We start from the raw sequence: 16,251 nt of genomic DNA on the forward strand, positions 1-16,251 counted from the left end.
ACAGAAGGATAAAAATCATGAGTATTTTAGTTATCGCTGAGCACGACAACAAAGCACTAAATGGTGCAACTCTTAACGTTGTTGCTGCAGCGCAAAAAATCGGTGGTGATATCACTGTATTAGTAGCTGGTTCAGGCGCTCAAGCAGTTGCAGACCAAGCAGCTAAAGTTGCGGGTGTAAGCAAAGTATTACTTGCTGACGACGCTGCTTATGCTAATCAATTGGCTGAAAACGTTGCTAAATTAGTTGCTTCTATCGGTGCGGGTTACACTCACATCCTTGCTGCTTCTACGACAACGGGCAAAAACGTACTTCCACGTGCTGCTGCGCTACTTGACGTAAGCATGATCACTGACATCATTGCTGTTGAAGGTCCTAAAACTTTCAAACGTCCAATCTATGCAGGCAACGCGATTGCAACTGTAGAGTCTGGCGAGTCTGTTGTAGTTGCGACTGTTCGTGGTACTGCATTTGATGCTGTTGCAAGCGAAGGCGGCTCTGCTGCAGTTGAAGCTGTTGCATCTACTGGTGATGCTGGTATTTCTAAGTTTGTTTCTGAAGAAATCGTGAAATCTGAACGTCCAGAATTAACAGCTGCGCGTATTGTTGTTTCAGGCGGTCGTGGTGTTGGTTCAGGTGAAAACTATCACACTGTTCTTGATCCATTAGCGGACAAGCTTGGTGCTGCGCAAGGCGCATCTCGTGCAGCAGTTGATGCTGGTTTCGTACCAAACGATATGCAAGTGGGTCAAACAGGTAAAATCGTTGCTCCTGACTTGTACATCGCTGTAGGTATCTCTGGTGCGATTCAGCACTTGGCAGGTATGAAAGAATCTAAAGTGATCGTTGCGATCAACAAAGATGAAGAAGCGCCAATTAACTCAGTAGCTGACTACTGGTTAGTGGGTGATTTGAATACTGTTGTTCCAGAATTAGTATCTAAAATCTAATTTCTGAACGCAGTTCAAAACGCTCCTAAGCTTATGGTTTAGGGGCGTTTTTGTTGTTTGAAGAATTAGTAGGTCTTCTTGGTTATGTTTAATCGATTAATTATACGTAAATGTACATATATAAATTGCACTTAGATGTTTCATGCTTATGAGGGTAGTGGATTCTTAGTTTTGTAGTTCAAAATTCATATAGTGTTTCTTATTATTGGTATTAGACACTACTGTAGCGCAAGCTATTTGTACGTTAAAACTTAAATGGTAAGTAAGCAGGCGCAATCGCTTGGTAATAGGATGGAGATTAATAAATTATAAAAAATACAAAGATTTAAAATAAAATAATAAAAATTTATCCTTCAAGTTTGAATCTTAAACTTAAAGCAAGCTTAAAGAATTGTATATTTTGTGTTAACATTGCTTTTTTATTGAACTTGCCCTTTAGGCGGAGTCTCCCTTTGAAATTTGATTTTCAGTTACCAATCAGTGTATTGGTGCTGATGATCTGTTGTTTACTTTTTCCTGTTTTACAAAGTATCTCTTTTCCTTTATTTGATGGAATGACTGTTACAGCAGTTGAATCGGTCCAAGCATTGTTATTGCTGTTTTTTGCGATTTTTACTTTTTTCTATATTCGACCACTTGAAATGCAAGATGGAAAGAAACAATTTTGGTTGTGGGCTGTTGCATGGTGGTTGTTGCTATTTGGTCGTAGTATTAGTTGGGGGCGTGACTATTTTCCTGATGTGCCTAAACCGTATTTTCGTTTAATTTCGGTATTCATGATTGCACCCTGTCGTCTTTATGCTGTTTTCGCCTTATTTACGCCAAGAAATCGCACGTAACTTAAAAACCTTGGCTTTGCCAATTTGGCCATTCGGCTTGGTGATATTGGGCTTATTTATTTCTGATGCAGTTGAGCATAGTCGAAGTCTTAGTTTTTTATTTTTGTACGATTTGGCTTATAAAGATTTCATCGAAGAAGTTTATGAATTTCCGCTTATTTTTGGTTTGTTTCTAACAGCATACCCATGGTTGCAGCATGATCATGTGCCTCAAGAATTAGAGGTCATGCAATATCATAAAGAGTGATTTTTATCACATTTATGGGTCTAAATTTGAAGCTTCGAAAAGAAATATTTTGAACATTAAACAACCTCTATTCGTAGAGGTTTTTTTCACAGCAAATAAAATCAAAATGCTTAAAATAAATACAAAAAATCATGGTTCTAGTGCAAGATGATTGGCACAAAAATCAGGGTTTTTATGCTATACTGTCCGACTTGATTTTTGATATTGGTTCAGTATTTTTTGAACTAATTTTTACAGATTTACGATATATAAATGCGGGCAGAATTCTGCTTGTATAACAAGGAGTATGCATGAGCGTATCGGAAATTAGACCGATTGCCATTGAGGATGAACTGAAGAGCTCATATCTCGATTATGCAATGAGCGTGATTGTGTCACGTGCGTTGCCAGATGTCCGAGATGGTCTCAAACCTGTTCACCGTCGTGTGCTTTTTGCAATGCACGAATTGGGCAATGACTACAACAAAGCTTACAAAAAGTCTGCCCGTGTAGTCGGTGACGTCATCGGTAAATATCACCCACATGGTGACTTAGCTGTATACGAAACCATTGTTCGTATGGCTCAAGATTTCAGTTTACGCTATCAATTGGTTGATGGTCAGGGTAACTTCGGTTCTGTCGATGGTGACAGTGCAGCAGCAATGCGTTATACCGAAGTTCGTATGCGTAAATTAACCCACGAACTTTTAGCGGATCTTGAGAAAGATACCGTAGAGTGGGAAGACAACTACGACGGTTCTGAACGTATTCCACAAGTCATGCCAACACGTGTGCCTAACTTGTTGATTAACGGTGTAGCTGGTATTGCTGTAGGTATGGCAACCAATATGGCTCCGCATAACATGACAGAAGTCATTAATGCATGTCTTGCTTATGCCAACGATCCGCACATCAGCATTGAAGGATTAATGGAACACATTTCTGGTCCAGACTTCCCTACAGGCGGTATAATTTACGGTAAATCTGGCATTGTCGATGCGTACCGTACTGGTAAAGGCCGTTTGCATATCCGTGGTAAATATCACATTGAAGAAGACCAAAAATCGGGCCGTAGCACGATTGTCTTCACTGAAATTCCTTATCAAGTTAACAAAGCAAAAACCATTGAACGTATTGCTGAGTTGGTCAAAGAGAAAAAACTTGAAGGTATTTCTGAACTTCGTGATGAATCAGATAAAGAAGGGATGCGTATTGCAATTGACTTGAAGCGTGGTGAAAACGCTGAAGTGATTGTAAATAACTTATTCCAAAATACCCAATTAGAAAATTCATTCAGTATTAACATGGTCTGCCTCGATAATGGTCAGCCTAAGTTAATGAACTTGAAAGATATTATTGCAGCGTTTATCCGTCACCGTCAGGAAGTGGTTACACGCCGTACCATGTTCGAATTGCGTAAAGCACGTGAACGTGGACATATCTTAGAAGGTTTGACGGTTGCACTTGCAAACATCGATGCGATCATTGAAACCATCAAAACATCTGCAAACCCAAGCGAAGCACGTGAACGTTTACAAGCGGGCGAGTGGGCAGGCGGTGGTGTTGTTGCCTTGCTTGAAAAAGCAGGCGCGGTATCTGTCCGTCCAGATGAAATTGAAGGCGAAGATCCAGCACGTCCATTTGGTTTAACAGGTGATATTTATCGTCTGTCTCCAACCCAAGTAGGTGCGATCTTAGAACTTCGTTTACATCGCTTAACCGGTCTAGAACAAGACAAGTTACAAGCTGAATATACAGAAATTCTTGGTCAAATTGCTGAATACACGGCAATTTTGAACGATTTCAACTTATTGATGAACGTAATTAAAGAAGAATTGGCTTTAATCCTTCAACAATATGGCGATGCACGTCGTACCGATATCGTGGAATCACGTATCGACTTCTCTCGTGAAGATTTAATCCCTGAAGAGCAAATGGTACTGACTGTTTCTAAATCAGGTTATGCAAAAACTCAACCATTGTCAGACTACGCTGCACAGCGTCGTGGTGGACGTGGTAAGTCTGCAACTTCAATGAAAGAAGACGATTACATCCAACATTTGATCGTGACTTCAAACCACGCAACAGTGCTTTGCTTTACCAATGTAGGTAAAGTTTATCGTCTGAAAGTCTATGAAGTGCCTCAAGCATCTCGTGGTGCGAAAGGTCGTCCGATGGTGAACTTATTGCCATTAGATGAAAACGAAACCATCACCGCTATTTTACCAGTGGTCGATGCGCCGAAGAAATTTAAAGAACGTTTGGCTGACTTTAAAGTATTTGTAAAAGCCAATAGTGCACAGTTACAAACCAATGAAGTGATTAATAGTCATTTTGCGGGCTTAGAAGCTGCACTTGCTGAGACTGAAGATGGTGCAGATGATTTATCTGACGCACTTCGTATTCAGTTGAAACAATTGGGTCTAGAGTTGTCTACGACTGATCTTGATGATGAAATCATCAATGACTTTGCACAGCAAGCGGAAGCCGTTCGTAAAAACTTCTACGTATTTATGGCAACAGAATACGGTACGATTAAACGTGTTGAGTTAGAACAATTCTCGAATGTTCGTTCAAACGGTCTACGCGCGATTGAACTCAATGGTGATGACACCTTAATCGGTGTTGCCATTACCGACGGCGAACAACAAATCATGTTGTTCTCAAACGAAGGTAAAGCCATTCGTTTTGCAGAAACTGACGTGCGTTCAATGGGTCGTTCTGCCAAAGGTGTTCGTGGTATGCGCGTGACCATTGGTGCAGCAGCTCAAGCTGAAGACGCTGAAGATGCGGATGTAGAGTCTGATGATGAAGATACCTCTGATTCAGCTCTCATTAGCCGTATAGTGTCATTGGTAGTTGTTCCGGAAACTGGTGAAGTACTTTGTGCTTCAGCTAATGGTTATGGTAAACGTACACCAGTAGATGACTTCCCAACTAAGAAACGTGGCGGTAAAGGTGTTATTGCAATTAAAACATCTGAACGTAACGGTGAACTTGTTGGTGCGGTAGCGATTGATGCGTCTAAAGAGCTAATGTTAATTTCAGATGGTGGTACGCTGGTTCGTACACGTGCATCTGAAGTGGCACAAACAGGTCGTAATGCTCAAGGTGTTCGTTTGATCCGTTTAGGTGAAAGCGAAATCTTAGTCGGTGTTGTGGCGATCGAAGCAGTTGAAGAAGACGAAACTTTTGAAGAAGTGGAAGCAATCGAAACTGAGCAGCTTGTCGATGACTCAACGATTATTGATCAAAATGACAATGAATCAGGTCTCAATGAGCCTGAAGAAGACTAATTGAAGATTGAGAAAAGAGGGCGCTACGGCGTCCTTTTTTATAGACAGATAATTTTAGATTGATGAGTACAATATGAAATTAAAATATTTTGCAATGGCTTCACTTATTGGGCTGGGCGGCTGTGACCAAATAGGTCAAAAAGCCTTAAATGCAATACCAGACCCAAGTGCTGAACAGACTGAAGTTGCCCAAGCTGCCTATGATCAATTACGTGAAGGCAATTTTGAAAAGCTGTACACCTACTTTGAACCAGAACTCAAAGCGAAGTTTGAACAGAATGAAAAAGAGCTGCGTAAATTTGCACGAGGTATTCCGAAACAAGATTACTCACGCAAAAATATAGTGGCTAAGCACATTGAAAAATCGACTGAAAAGCCGTCTTTATATACGGTCACTTATGAGTACGGTTATACCAATAAAAACCTTGTACAGTACGATGTAAGTTTTGATAAGCCGGCAGGAAGTAACAAAATTCGAGATTTTAATATTTCAGTGTTTGGTGAAAAAAATAAATAAAGTTTGGTAAAAAATAAAACAAAGCTGTAAAAAAGGACGCCGAAGCGTCCTTTTTTATAACATAAAATTAAGCGGCATCTTTTAGATTAGCGGCATAATTTTTTTGTTTTTCAGTATCAAATTGGCCTTCCCATTTACTGATCACCAGTACCGCAAGCGCGTTACCAATCACATTCAGTACAGTACGTGCCATATCTAAAATACGGTCAATACCTGCAATGAATGCCAGACCTTCGAGAGGAATACCGACACTGCCGAGAGTCGCCAGCAAGACCACGAAAGAAACGCCAGGTACACCTGCAATCCCTTTAGAGGTAATCATCAAGGTCAGTACTAGAATCACTTGTTGGGTGATTGTCAGATCAATCCCGTAAAGCTGAGCAATAAAGATAGCCGCAATACTTTGATATAAGGTCGAACCATCGAGGTTAAATGAATAGCCAATTGGAATGACAAAACTGGTAATCGGTTTCGGAGCACCATAAGCTTCCATCTTTTCCATAATACGGGGGAGGACAGTTTCAGAACTTGCAGTTGAATACGCGAGAATCAATTCATCTTTTAAGATCTTGATAATGGCCCAAACACTTAAGCCACAGAATTTAGCAACTGCACCTAATACAATGAAAATAAAGAAGAAGATTGCACCATAAACTAAAACTGCGAGTTTAAGCAGTGGCACAAGTGAGCTGAAGCCGAAATTCGCAACAGTTGCAGCAATCAAGCCGAATACACCAATAGGTGCAAACATCATGATCATGTGCGTAACTTTAAACATCGTTTCAGAAACAGCGGTCAACACTTTAATTAAAGGTTGTTTTACTTCCTGATCAAGCGCACCTAAACCTACACCAAACATCACAGAGAAAAAGATGATTGGGAGCATTTGACCACTAGTCAAAGCTGCAAAAAAGTTAGATGGAATAAGTGAAAGTATTGTTTGAATCAAACCATGAGAATGTTCACTGACTTCATGTGTTGTTTCTTGATACTTTGAAATATCGACTTGCGTCAATGCAGACATATCAATGCCGGCACCAGGTTGGAATACGTTGGCTGCAACTAAACCGACTAAAATAGCAACGGTGGTAATGATTTCAAAATAAATAATTGTTTTGAAACCTAGTTTACCTAAGTTACTACCGTGACTTGTATTGGCAATACCTAAAATAAGCATCGACACAACAAGCGGAATAACGATCATCTTAATAAGATTAATAAAAATTGAGCCCAAAGGAGTCAAAAAGTTATTAACTAAAGCATCACGATATTCAGGAGAATAGTGTAGGAAAGCACCAACAAGTATACCTAGAATGAGAGCAATCACGATTTGCCAGGCAAGGCTCACCTTAATCTTTTTCATACATCAGCTCTTATGTCAGATTTGGGAGAAAAAAGCCCACAGTCATCCACGAACAAATGTTGCAGACAGACTGAATCCGCAATGACAAAAAGTTCTGAATAATTTGGGAGATAAATACGACAATATTTTGCAGTTTATATGAGAATACAGCCAACGATTTTGATCAAAACCAAACTGTTTGATCGATAAATTATCATTTTAAGTTGTATAAGCGATTCGATTGTTAAGTTTAATTTATAAAACGAATAAAATTGAGTTATTAATAAACACTTCACAAAATTTCTGATTTGCCTAGAAAGATCGAAAAACTAAATGTGAGCCTGTATTTTTCATTTTTATATAGAAGTTTGCTTTATACTTGTCAGGCAGATAAATCAGTGAAAATTCTATAAATCACACAGATTATCCGAAATAAATTTTAGCTTTATATATTTTAATAATAACCAGAGGGCTTGTACGGTGTTGAAAAAATTAGTCGTCATCATCACTTTAATCTTACCTATAACGGCTTGTGAAAAAATCGGCGATTTCTTGATTGCAAAATTCGAATCAAGCCTGCCAAGTGAGACAAGTTCACAGCGTGTGAAGTCAGAAAAATTATTCGTCGCGCTACACGAACCCCATCAAGACAGCTTTTTGGCATTGGTTGAAGAAAATGTTCGTGATGCGATGCTAGCAGATCCAGAGCTGTTTTCACGTATGAAAAAGCTGATTCCTGCAGGTCAACCTAGTGCTGAGGCTGAAGTAATTCAGCGAATGGCAAATACTCGGCTGGGAGAAGGTGAGACCACAACGATTGTGTATAAATATGATTATCCGCAAAAAGAACTGTATATGAGTGTGGTCTTTGCAGGTCATGATGGGGACGATAAAGTGAAAGGATTCTGGCTTGAAAACGCTGCAGAAAAAGATTCAGATGATTTTGATATTCAAGTGGATGAAGCATCGACTGTGACGCCAAATGCATACAGTTAATAGATGACAGCAAGCATTAAAATTTGAGACATGCTAAGAAGCAAAGCGTTCGAGTCCATGATGAATAGATTTGAACCCATTTCGCCTGAGATCAGACATGTCTTACAGCACAAAAAGCTTTATCTTTTGGCAAACTTTAAACGCCAGAGAGCAAGACATAAAAAAATCAGTCCAATACTTGTGAGGTAAAGCAGTTTTGGGATGACAATTGCTGTAGGTACACCCATCTGATTGAGTTGAAGAAACATTTGAATGCCTTGAGTTGACGGCAACACCTGAGCAAGTATTTGCATCCATTCAGGCATAGCTGCATGCGGCCATGCCGTTCCCGAGAGTAGAAATAGTGGAATAGAACTAAAAACGATGACATGTCCCGCACGTTCTGGCAGGTCAAGAAAGGTGGCTAAATAGAGCGTCATCGCAATAATACAACTGAGGAAGATGGGCACAGCAATGAACATGCCCCAAAAATTTCCACCGCGTGGATAGTCGTTCAGCCAAAAGGTAAAACCAAATAAATAGAAGCATCCCAACGTTCCAATGGTCAAAATACACAAGAAGATGCCAGCCAATTGTGCATAGCTCGGACGCCAAGTGGTGTTTTGTCGATAGGTCGCAATCAGCATGCACAGACCCAATAAAATCGTCTGATGAATAATTAAGGGTGCAACCGCTGGGAAAATATAGCTACCATAGCCTGAAAGTGGATTAAATAATGGAATCTTATGGATAGACAAAGCGGGGCTAAAATCGGATATGTTCTGGAATTTTTCTGCATATTCGACGAGGGCATTTTCCATCGAACTGGCTAAACCTAAGCCAATTTTTTGTGTCTTTAGAAAGTTTGCAGCACTGAGATATAAACCAATTCCACCGGTTTCACCACGGCGAATGCTATTTGAAAGATTACTAGGCAACAGTAAAATCCCGTCAGCTTGCTGACTTCTGAGCATATTTTCAGCCTCAGCAAAATTACCAGTCACAGCTTGAATTTCTACATTGGGACTATTGGCTACAGCACCAATAATCGTATTGGTGAGTATGCTTTGTTCCTCATCCACCACAATAATGGGGAGCGATTCTGCGTGTTCCGCTTGATAGGCAATGGGATAAAAAAAACTATAAAGAAAAACAGAAAGCACCAAAGTGGTAAAAATCGAACTGTGCTTCACAATATCTTTAAAGGTTTGAATATAGTATCTGAGCAAAGCTGTTATAAATAACGCGATTTTATTCATATGACTTGCTCCTTCAGTACTTTACGTAAAAAGAAGCTGGCGAGAACAAAATAGAACAGACAGTAAATGATCAGGGTGACAAGCGGTGTGATTGAAATGGAGATTGGGCTACCAATGACCCATTGTTCTGTTTGTAATTTGGCATAAGGCGTATAGGGAATAATATTGGCCCAGAATTTTGTAAACATCGGCGCGTTATTCAGCGGCAATGTTACCCCTGCAAAACTCAGTGATGAGCCACCATATACCGCAATAAAACCAAAAGATTTGGTGAGATCACGTGTCGCCAAAACTACAGTAGAACTGATAAAGGCATAGGCTGTATAAAAAAACAATTGCCCGAGCAAAATGAGCAGTAATGAACCCTGAACAAACCACCCTCGAAACACGATTAGCCACAACATCCACGCCCATGTCCAAGCGGTAAAAATGAAAACATAACTGAGATTTTTAGCGATTAAAGCTTGAAAGACAGAAGTCGGTTTCACCCATTGATTTACAGTGCCATATTTGATTTCTTGACCGACTGAAAATGCGACACAGCAACACAGTAATAAATGCAGAATCGCAGGAATCATGTACGGCTCTAAATAGAACTCATAATTTAAACCTGGATTATATAAAGGTGAAATTTTGACATTGGGTGTCGGTGCATCGAGGTAGGGAATTGTATTTTCTAAATACTGATGACCACTAAAATCGGCCATGGCTTGCAATGTACTTAGCAGCATGGCTGATGAAATACTATTGCCGACACTAAAATAGCTTTGGTTATAGGCAATGCTGACTTCTGCATCTTTTGCTTGAACCAGCCGTTGCTCTGCACCAGCAGGAATATGAATATAGCCCCAAATTTGAGTCTGATTTAAAAGCTTTTCAGCATCATCCATACTGGGTGTAATGGTGGCTACTTTTAAGGTATGGTTCAGCTGCGCAAAATGAGTAATGTTACGGCTTAAACTGCTTTGATCTTGGTCTATGATCGCGATGGGTAAATGATCTGGTTTGCCTTGAGCAAACATATTGGTAAAGAGCAAAATCACAAGGGCAGGGGCAAGTGTGACCATACACAAGTCCCATTTATGCTGCATCAAATAGCGAAACTCACGCAGAATGCCCCTAAACATTATTTACGCTCTTCAATTTTAAACAAAACGCTCATACCCACTTTTAAGTCAGCAATCGGCTGAGCGGGTTTCAGTTGGACTTTAAAACTACGAATGTCATAGCCGCCCGTTTGTCGCGTGGTTTTGATTGTTGCAAATTCACCTTCGGCTTCGATGTGATCAATTTTAAACTCGGCAGATTTGTTTAGCGCCGGTATAAATCCTTGCATGGTCTTGAGTTGATACACTTGAGCATACTGGTCTTCACGGACATTTAAGCTAATCCATAAGCTATCATCTTGAATCAGGCTTACAACGGGCACACCCATCGCAACTAATTCTGAAACTTTGCCATAGGTTTTTGAAATGGTGCCATTGGACGGTGCAAACAATTTGGTTTCAGCCTCAAGTGCATTTGCTTCGGCCAACGCGGCTTGCGCAATCTTGACTTGGGCATCTGCCGAGCTTTGTTGTTGCGGTGTACTGCCACGTTTTGCACGCGCATATTGTTGATAAGACGCTTCTGTCATTTGTGCAGCAGACACTGCGGCAGCTTGCATTTCATCACGGCGTTGTCGTGAAATGACACCTTCTTTATAGAGGTTTTGACCACGTTGGTAGGTGGTTTGCGCCAATTGTTGCTGTGCTTTTAGACTTTGCCAATTGGCATACAAACTATCAATATTTTCTTGTTGAGAGCCGCGTTCAGCTGTGGATTGCAGTGCTTGCGCAGATTGGAGTGCAGCTAAAGCCTGTTGTTTTTTTGCATCGACTTCAGGGCTGGTTAAACGAACCAGTGCTTGACCTGCTTGTACTTTTTCACCGTCATGCACAAATAATTCTTCGATACGGCTAGGTACTTTGGTACTAATGTGGATGGTTTCAGCCTCAACTCGACCTTGTAATTCAACCTGTTTGGGCTGATAACTTTTCCATAAGCCAAATGCAATCAATGCCAAAAGCAGAATCAAGACAATGCCAATCCCGAACTTGATCAATGCAGCTTTATTGCGACTTTGCACAGAGCTATTTTTCGTCTCTCCATCGGTATTAGTCGCCACTTTTTCTTGAGTATCGTCAGCAGTATTTGCTGTAGATGAAACGTCTGAACTCGAGACATTGGATTGGGATGTTTCACCTTTCGCAGAGGCATCTTCTTGGTGATCAGTTGGTTCCTGATTCATATGTTTTCCCCTCGGCTAAGCTTAGCGAATATAGTCGGTGTGTGATTGATTGATATAGCTTTGGAACTGGTCAATGCTCCCGTGACTTTGTAGCAGTGTTGCGAGTGACATCACGTATTTATAAGCATTCAGCGCCATTTCACTTTGTAGCCCGTTCAATGCATTTTGTGCATCAATGACTTGTGTGGCCGTACCCATATCTTCCTTAAATGAAAGCTGTTGAATTCTTAAATTTTCTTGAGCAGCTTTTAGGTTTTGCTGCAACAACAGGTGACTTTGCTGAGCGCTGGTGACTTCATTAAATGAGCTATAAATCAGGCTTTCAATTTCTTGTTTGGTACGCTCAGTCATTAACTCAGATGCATAGCGTTGAAGTTCGGCAGCTTGTACGGATTTGTTTTTATCAATACCTGAAAATAAGTTGTAGCGAGCGGCAACACCAACAATCCAGTTTTGTTTATCGTCGAGACTATATTCGCCAAATGCAAAGACGTTGGGTTTTTTTGCTGCGCTTTGGGCTTTCACATTAGCACCAGCCAATTGACTGTCCAATTGCATTTTACGCACCAAACTAGACTGATCCTGATAACTTTTCAGCAAGGCGGTTATATTTTGATTGTGTTGCTGATTAATAAATAATGGCGTTGAAAGATCAGTAATTTGGCTGCTTTGCATTAAGTTGTTTAACTTAAATAAGCTAGAGCGAAGATTCGCTTCAGTATTTTGAAAAGTTCTGAGTGCATTATTCTTCGCCACTTCAAATTGCATACGCTGGCCTTTGCTAATAAAACCCTGTTGTTCCATTTTGAGCGCATTGGCATAGTGTTGTTGCATCGCATTTAAATTGAAGCGGCTGCTTTCGACTAATTTTTTTTGTAATTGAGCATTGAAGTAGGCTTGGATTAATTCAAAACGTTGCACATCTTGTTGTTGTTCACTGCTTATCGCGCTGCGTTTGGCTTGGATATTGGCAATTTCCTTGGCGCTAGACGTTAACCCACCGGTATACAGCGGCATCATTACGGAAACGGTAGGGCGGATCACTTGATCATCTAAGACCACTTGGGAAGAATCTGGAATTAATCCGACACCATCACGGATTGGCTGTTGCAGACTGTCTTTTAATGGGTCTGCCAAATCACTCGGTAAGCTTTCATCAATTTTATTATTAATGCCATTACTCAGCGTTTGTTCTAAGTTGTTTTTTAAGGCGCCGAGAGGAATATCGAGTTCATTATGAAAGGTATAGGCACGGACGTTTAAATCCACACGAGGTAAACCAAGGCCTTTAATGGCCTGAGCTTGAAGTTCGGCAGATTGTTGTAGCGCTTGGTTGGCCTGAGTGCTAAAAGAACTAGTGAGTAGACTTTGTTCTGCTTGGCTATAACTGATACTTTGCGCAAGTACTGTCGGGCTAAAAAAAACACTCAAACAACCAAGGCCAAGCAGCAATCCTGAACGAAATGTATGTTTAATTTTTATAGAATAATCTGTTCGAGGTAGAGGCATAAAAACACACTCACAGCTAGGATGGGTTCATTATAGTCATTGTGATGAAGTTGGGTAAATTCACTAAGTTGTTGTATTGTTTCATATACATATGTAAATAAATTTTATCTTTGTAGCGCACGTCATTTTCGCACATCAAGACCTTAAATTAGCATCAATTCAAGGGATAAAAAATATCAGTAAATCTAATAATTTGAATTAAGAAGAATTAATTTTGATCTTTATTGAAAATTTGACTTCAAATGTCAGACAGCATTGGAATATTTTCAGCTTTAACTACTGCAAGCACGCGTCAGATATGGTTAAATGCCATCATTTTATTGTGTTTCACTTTGAAAGGAAAACTCATGCGCGCGTACAACTTCTGTGCTGGTCCTGCTGCATTACCCACTGCCGTTTTAGAAAAAGCTCAAGCTGAAATGCTTGACTGGCAAGGCAAAGGCCTTTCGATCATGGAAATGAGCCACCGTAGTAAAGACTATGTCGCTGTGGCAGAGAAAGCAGAAGCTGATCTTCGTAAGCTGATGAATATTCCAGACAACTATAAAGTGTTATTCCTTCAAGGTGGCGCATCACTGCAATTCTCTGCGATCCCATTAAACCTATTGGGTAAAAACAGCAAAGCAGACTATATCCACACTGGTATTTGGTCTGAAAAAGCGTTGAAAGAAGCACAGCGTTATGGCGACATTAATGTCGTTGAAGCGGGTACGAGCATTGACGGTAAACTTGCGATTACTGATCAAAGCACCTGGAACTTATCTGATGATGCGGCTTATGTGCATTATGCAGATAATGAAACCATTGGTGGTCTTCAGTTTGCCAACATTCCTGAAACAGACAAGCCATTGGTTGCCGATTTTTCATCAAGCATTTTATCTGCACCATTAGACGTCTCTAAGTTCGGTTTAATCTATGCAGGCGCTCAGAAAAATATTGGTCCGGCTGGTTTAACTTTAGTGATTATTCGTGATGATTTATTGGATCAAGCGAAAGCAGATATTCCAAGTATCTTGAAATATTCAGCTCAAGCGAAAAATGGTTCAATGGTGAATACACCATCAACTTATGCATGGTACTTATCTGGCCTCGTTTTTGAATGGTTACTTGAGCAGGGCGGTGTAGACGCAATTTATAAAGCGAATATGGCAAAAGCTGAATTGCTTTATGGTTATATCGATTCAAGCGATTTTTATGCAAATCCAATTGCAAAAGAATTCCGTTCAATCATGAACGTACCATTTACTTTGGCGAATCCAGAATTGGAAAAACAATTCTTGAAAGAAGCTGAAGAAAACCATTTACTGAATTTAGCTGGTCACCGTTCAGTGGGTGGTATGCGTGCAAGTATTTATAATGCTGTTCCGCTAGAAGGCGTTCAAGCACTCGTTAACTTTATGGATGACTTTGCAAAACGCAACGCATAATCCTAAAGGCATAAAAAAAACCGGCATTTGCCGGTTTTTTTTATTGAATAGATTAAAAAATAAAAGTATGTAACACGTATGCACAAATCAGCATACCTAACATAAAAAATAAGCAGGACATTGGCTCGATTTGATATCGAGATTCCATGTGATGGTCAACTTGCGATAAGTTTTCTTCTTGCACGACTTTCATAGATATTCTTTCCGATCTATTTATCGTTAATTACTATTTCTTAAACGCATTTTTAACATAATTATTTGATTAAATAAAGTACTATCTGCCATAAACTTACTAAACTATTTAGTTTATTAAAAAATGAGCAATTGAATTGCTAAATTTAGTTTCATAAATTTCCTATCTTATTTATTTATATTAGATTTTTATATTTTATCCTTTGCAGATGGATTTATTTAGCAGCATTATTTTGAATTTAATATTGTGGATAAGTTATTTTAATTTGAATTTAAAAATAGAATATATTGACTGGCTTGTGGATAAGAAATAATCAATCATTTAAATATTCAGCGAATACACATGATTAGCGAGAAATAAAAAAACCGCACTGAGGCGGTTTTTTTTATTTGAAATAGGGTTTTTGAATTCAAATTAGGCAGATTTCGCGTAAATATTGGCTTGTATCCACAGGTTGCCACGAATATATTGCCCAACATTGAAATCTTTATGCGCCGGATTTCGTGTTGCAACACGAACAATCACCGCTTCTTGGTTTTCTTCGTGGATTAAGGTCACATCATACAGCGTATAGTCTTGCTCTTTAAATTGCATGGCGGTTTTGCCAACTATATGCCCTTGGAACCATGCTTCATCTTCTTGTCCAAGATTTTCACCATATAGGTATGCAACCATTTTAGAAAAATCGACTGTGACTGGTGCTTTGTCATCTTCAGACTTTGGTTGCCATGCTTTAATTTGTTCGTGTAAGTCTGCAGGGGCAACACCATTATTTGCTGCCAAGATATCGTTTAAAGCACGATGATGTTTAATCGATGCAGGATCGTCAACGACAAGCTGTTCATGTTCTGCGACAGCTTCGAGTTCATAAGCCCAAGCATTGAGTTGCACACTGTAGCTTGCATCTTTTTCATATTGGTCGTGATTGACGCTATATAAACTATCAAAAGCATACACACTGGTATTTGCGCCTAAGTCGAGGCAAAGCACTGCTTGTGTATTGGATTTACAGGTAATAATACGTTCAATGGTGGCTTTGGTTTTATATGGGCTATCAAAACTTGGAAATGCAGTTTTAACGGCTTTAGGTTTATTATTTTCTACCGCAATCACTTGGCACAGTTGAATCGACGCTTGTGATGGACCTTGAATCAGCCAGGTATTTTGATCCATATCAGATTCTTGTGCGCATAAGCCCATTGGCATAATGGGTGCATCCAATGCCTGACCCAGCCAAACTGGTACATCAGTTGTCGGGTTGCCGGTGAGCAAATTCCAATGTTCAACATGACTACCAAAAGTTTGATCTTCAATAGTGATAATTTCAGGGCTATTTTGTTTTTTCATATGCACAATTGATATTGGGTTGGTTTCATAATTAATAAATCGAGGGTTATTTGAAATTTTCAAGTCACCGACGTCATATTT

Annotated in this window: 13 protein-coding genes; 7 read left to right on the plus strand and 6 right to left on the minus strand. The window is 39.7% G+C overall.

What is annotated here, in order from left to right; translation table 11 throughout:
* Positions 1–17 precede the first annotated feature (17 nt).
* The 5 genes from FTT98_RS05960 to FTT98_RS05975 all read left to right on the plus strand — a co-directional run bounded on the left by FTT98_RS05960 (position 18) and on the right by FTT98_RS05975 (position 5,828).
* Positions 18–950, plus strand: coding sequence for an FAD-binding protein (locus FTT98_RS05960; RefSeq protein ID WP_111883923.1), 933 nt, complete (start codon positions 18–20; stop codon positions 948–950).
* 452 nt (positions 951–1,402) lie between these two features.
* Positions 1,403–1,789: a hypothetical protein gene (locus FTT98_RS18090; protein WP_257224687.1), complete on the plus strand. Its 387-nt coding sequence runs from the start codon at positions 1,403–1,405 to the stop codon at positions 1,787–1,789.
* Positions 1,749–2,036, plus strand: a complete 288-nt coding sequence (locus FTT98_RS18095) for a hypothetical protein (RefSeq protein ID WP_257224686.1) — start codon at positions 1,749–1,751, stop codon at positions 2,034–2,036. Before FTT98_RS18090 ends, FTT98_RS18095 begins: the two co-directional genes overlap by 41 nt.
* Before the next feature lie 290 nt (positions 2,037–2,326).
* A complete protein-coding gene (gyrA, locus tag FTT98_RS05970) occupies positions 2,327–5,311 on the plus strand; it encodes a DNA gyrase subunit A (protein WP_180177150.1) in 2,985 nt (994 codons plus the stop codon).
* 73 nt (positions 5,312–5,384) lie between these two features.
* Entirely contained in the window at positions 5,385–5,828 is a 444-nt protein-coding gene (locus FTT98_RS05975; RefSeq protein WP_078192064.1) for a DUF3887 domain-containing protein, read from the plus strand.
* A gap of 67 nt (positions 5,829–5,895) precedes the next feature.
* On the opposite strand, the gene gltP is transcribed toward FTT98_RS05975, so the two are convergent.
* Positions 5,896–7,191, minus strand: coding sequence for a glutamate/aspartate:proton symporter GltP (gene gltP, locus FTT98_RS05980; protein WP_180177151.1), 1,296 nt, complete (start codon positions 7,189–7,191; stop codon positions 5,896–5,898).
* Between the two features lie 459 nt (positions 7,192–7,650).
* Here gltP and FTT98_RS05985 point away from each other — a divergent pair, with 459 nt between their 5' ends.
* Entirely contained in the window at positions 7,651–8,166 is a 516-nt protein-coding gene (locus tag FTT98_RS05985; RefSeq protein WP_180177152.1) for a hypothetical protein, read from the plus strand.
* Positions 8,167–8,285: 119 nt separating this feature from the next.
* Here FTT98_RS05985 and FTT98_RS05990 read toward each other — a convergent pair whose 3' ends face one another.
* From FTT98_RS05990 to FTT98_RS06005, 4 genes are read right to left on the minus strand one after another with little or no spacing between them, the layout of a single operon-like run.
* A complete protein-coding gene (locus tag FTT98_RS05990; protein WP_180177164.1) occupies positions 8,286–9,383 on the minus strand; it encodes an ABC transporter permease in 1,098 nt (365 codons plus the stop codon).
* A gap of 17 nt (positions 9,384–9,400) precedes the next feature.
* Positions 9,401–10,531: an ABC transporter permease gene (locus tag FTT98_RS05995; RefSeq protein ID WP_180177153.1), complete on the minus strand. Its 1,131-nt coding sequence runs from the start codon at positions 10,529–10,531 to the stop codon at positions 9,401–9,403.
* Entirely contained in the window at positions 10,531–11,694 is a 1,164-nt protein-coding gene (locus FTT98_RS06000) for an HlyD family secretion protein (protein ID WP_180008319.1), read from the minus strand. The genes FTT98_RS05995 and FTT98_RS06000 overlap by 1 nt, the downstream gene beginning before the upstream one ends.
* Before the next feature lie 21 nt (positions 11,695–11,715).
* The gene (locus FTT98_RS06005) at positions 11,716–13,203 is read right to left on the minus strand and encodes a TolC family protein (protein WP_180162977.1); all 1,488 of its coding nucleotides are present in this window, start codon (positions 13,201–13,203) and stop codon (positions 11,716–11,718) included.
* Between the two features lie 347 nt (positions 13,204–13,550).
* Here FTT98_RS06005 and serC point away from each other — a divergent pair, with 347 nt between their 5' ends.
* A complete protein-coding gene (gene serC / locus FTT98_RS06010; RefSeq protein ID WP_078190394.1) occupies positions 13,551–14,630 on the plus strand; it encodes a 3-phosphoserine/phosphohydroxythreonine transaminase in 1,080 nt (359 codons plus the stop codon).
* Between the two features lie 607 nt (positions 14,631–15,237).
* Here serC and FTT98_RS06015 read toward each other — a convergent pair.
* Positions 15,238–16,170, minus strand: a complete 933-nt coding sequence (locus FTT98_RS06015; protein ID WP_180162976.1) for a hypothetical protein — start codon at positions 16,168–16,170, stop codon at positions 15,238–15,240.
* Positions 16,171–16,251 lie beyond the last annotated feature (81 nt).

Origin of the sequence: Acinetobacter sp. YH12039, assembly GCF_013420015.1 — a bacterium.
In the GTDB taxonomy this organism is placed as follows: Bacteria; Pseudomonadota; Gammaproteobacteria; order Pseudomonadales; family Moraxellaceae; genus Acinetobacter; species Acinetobacter amyesii.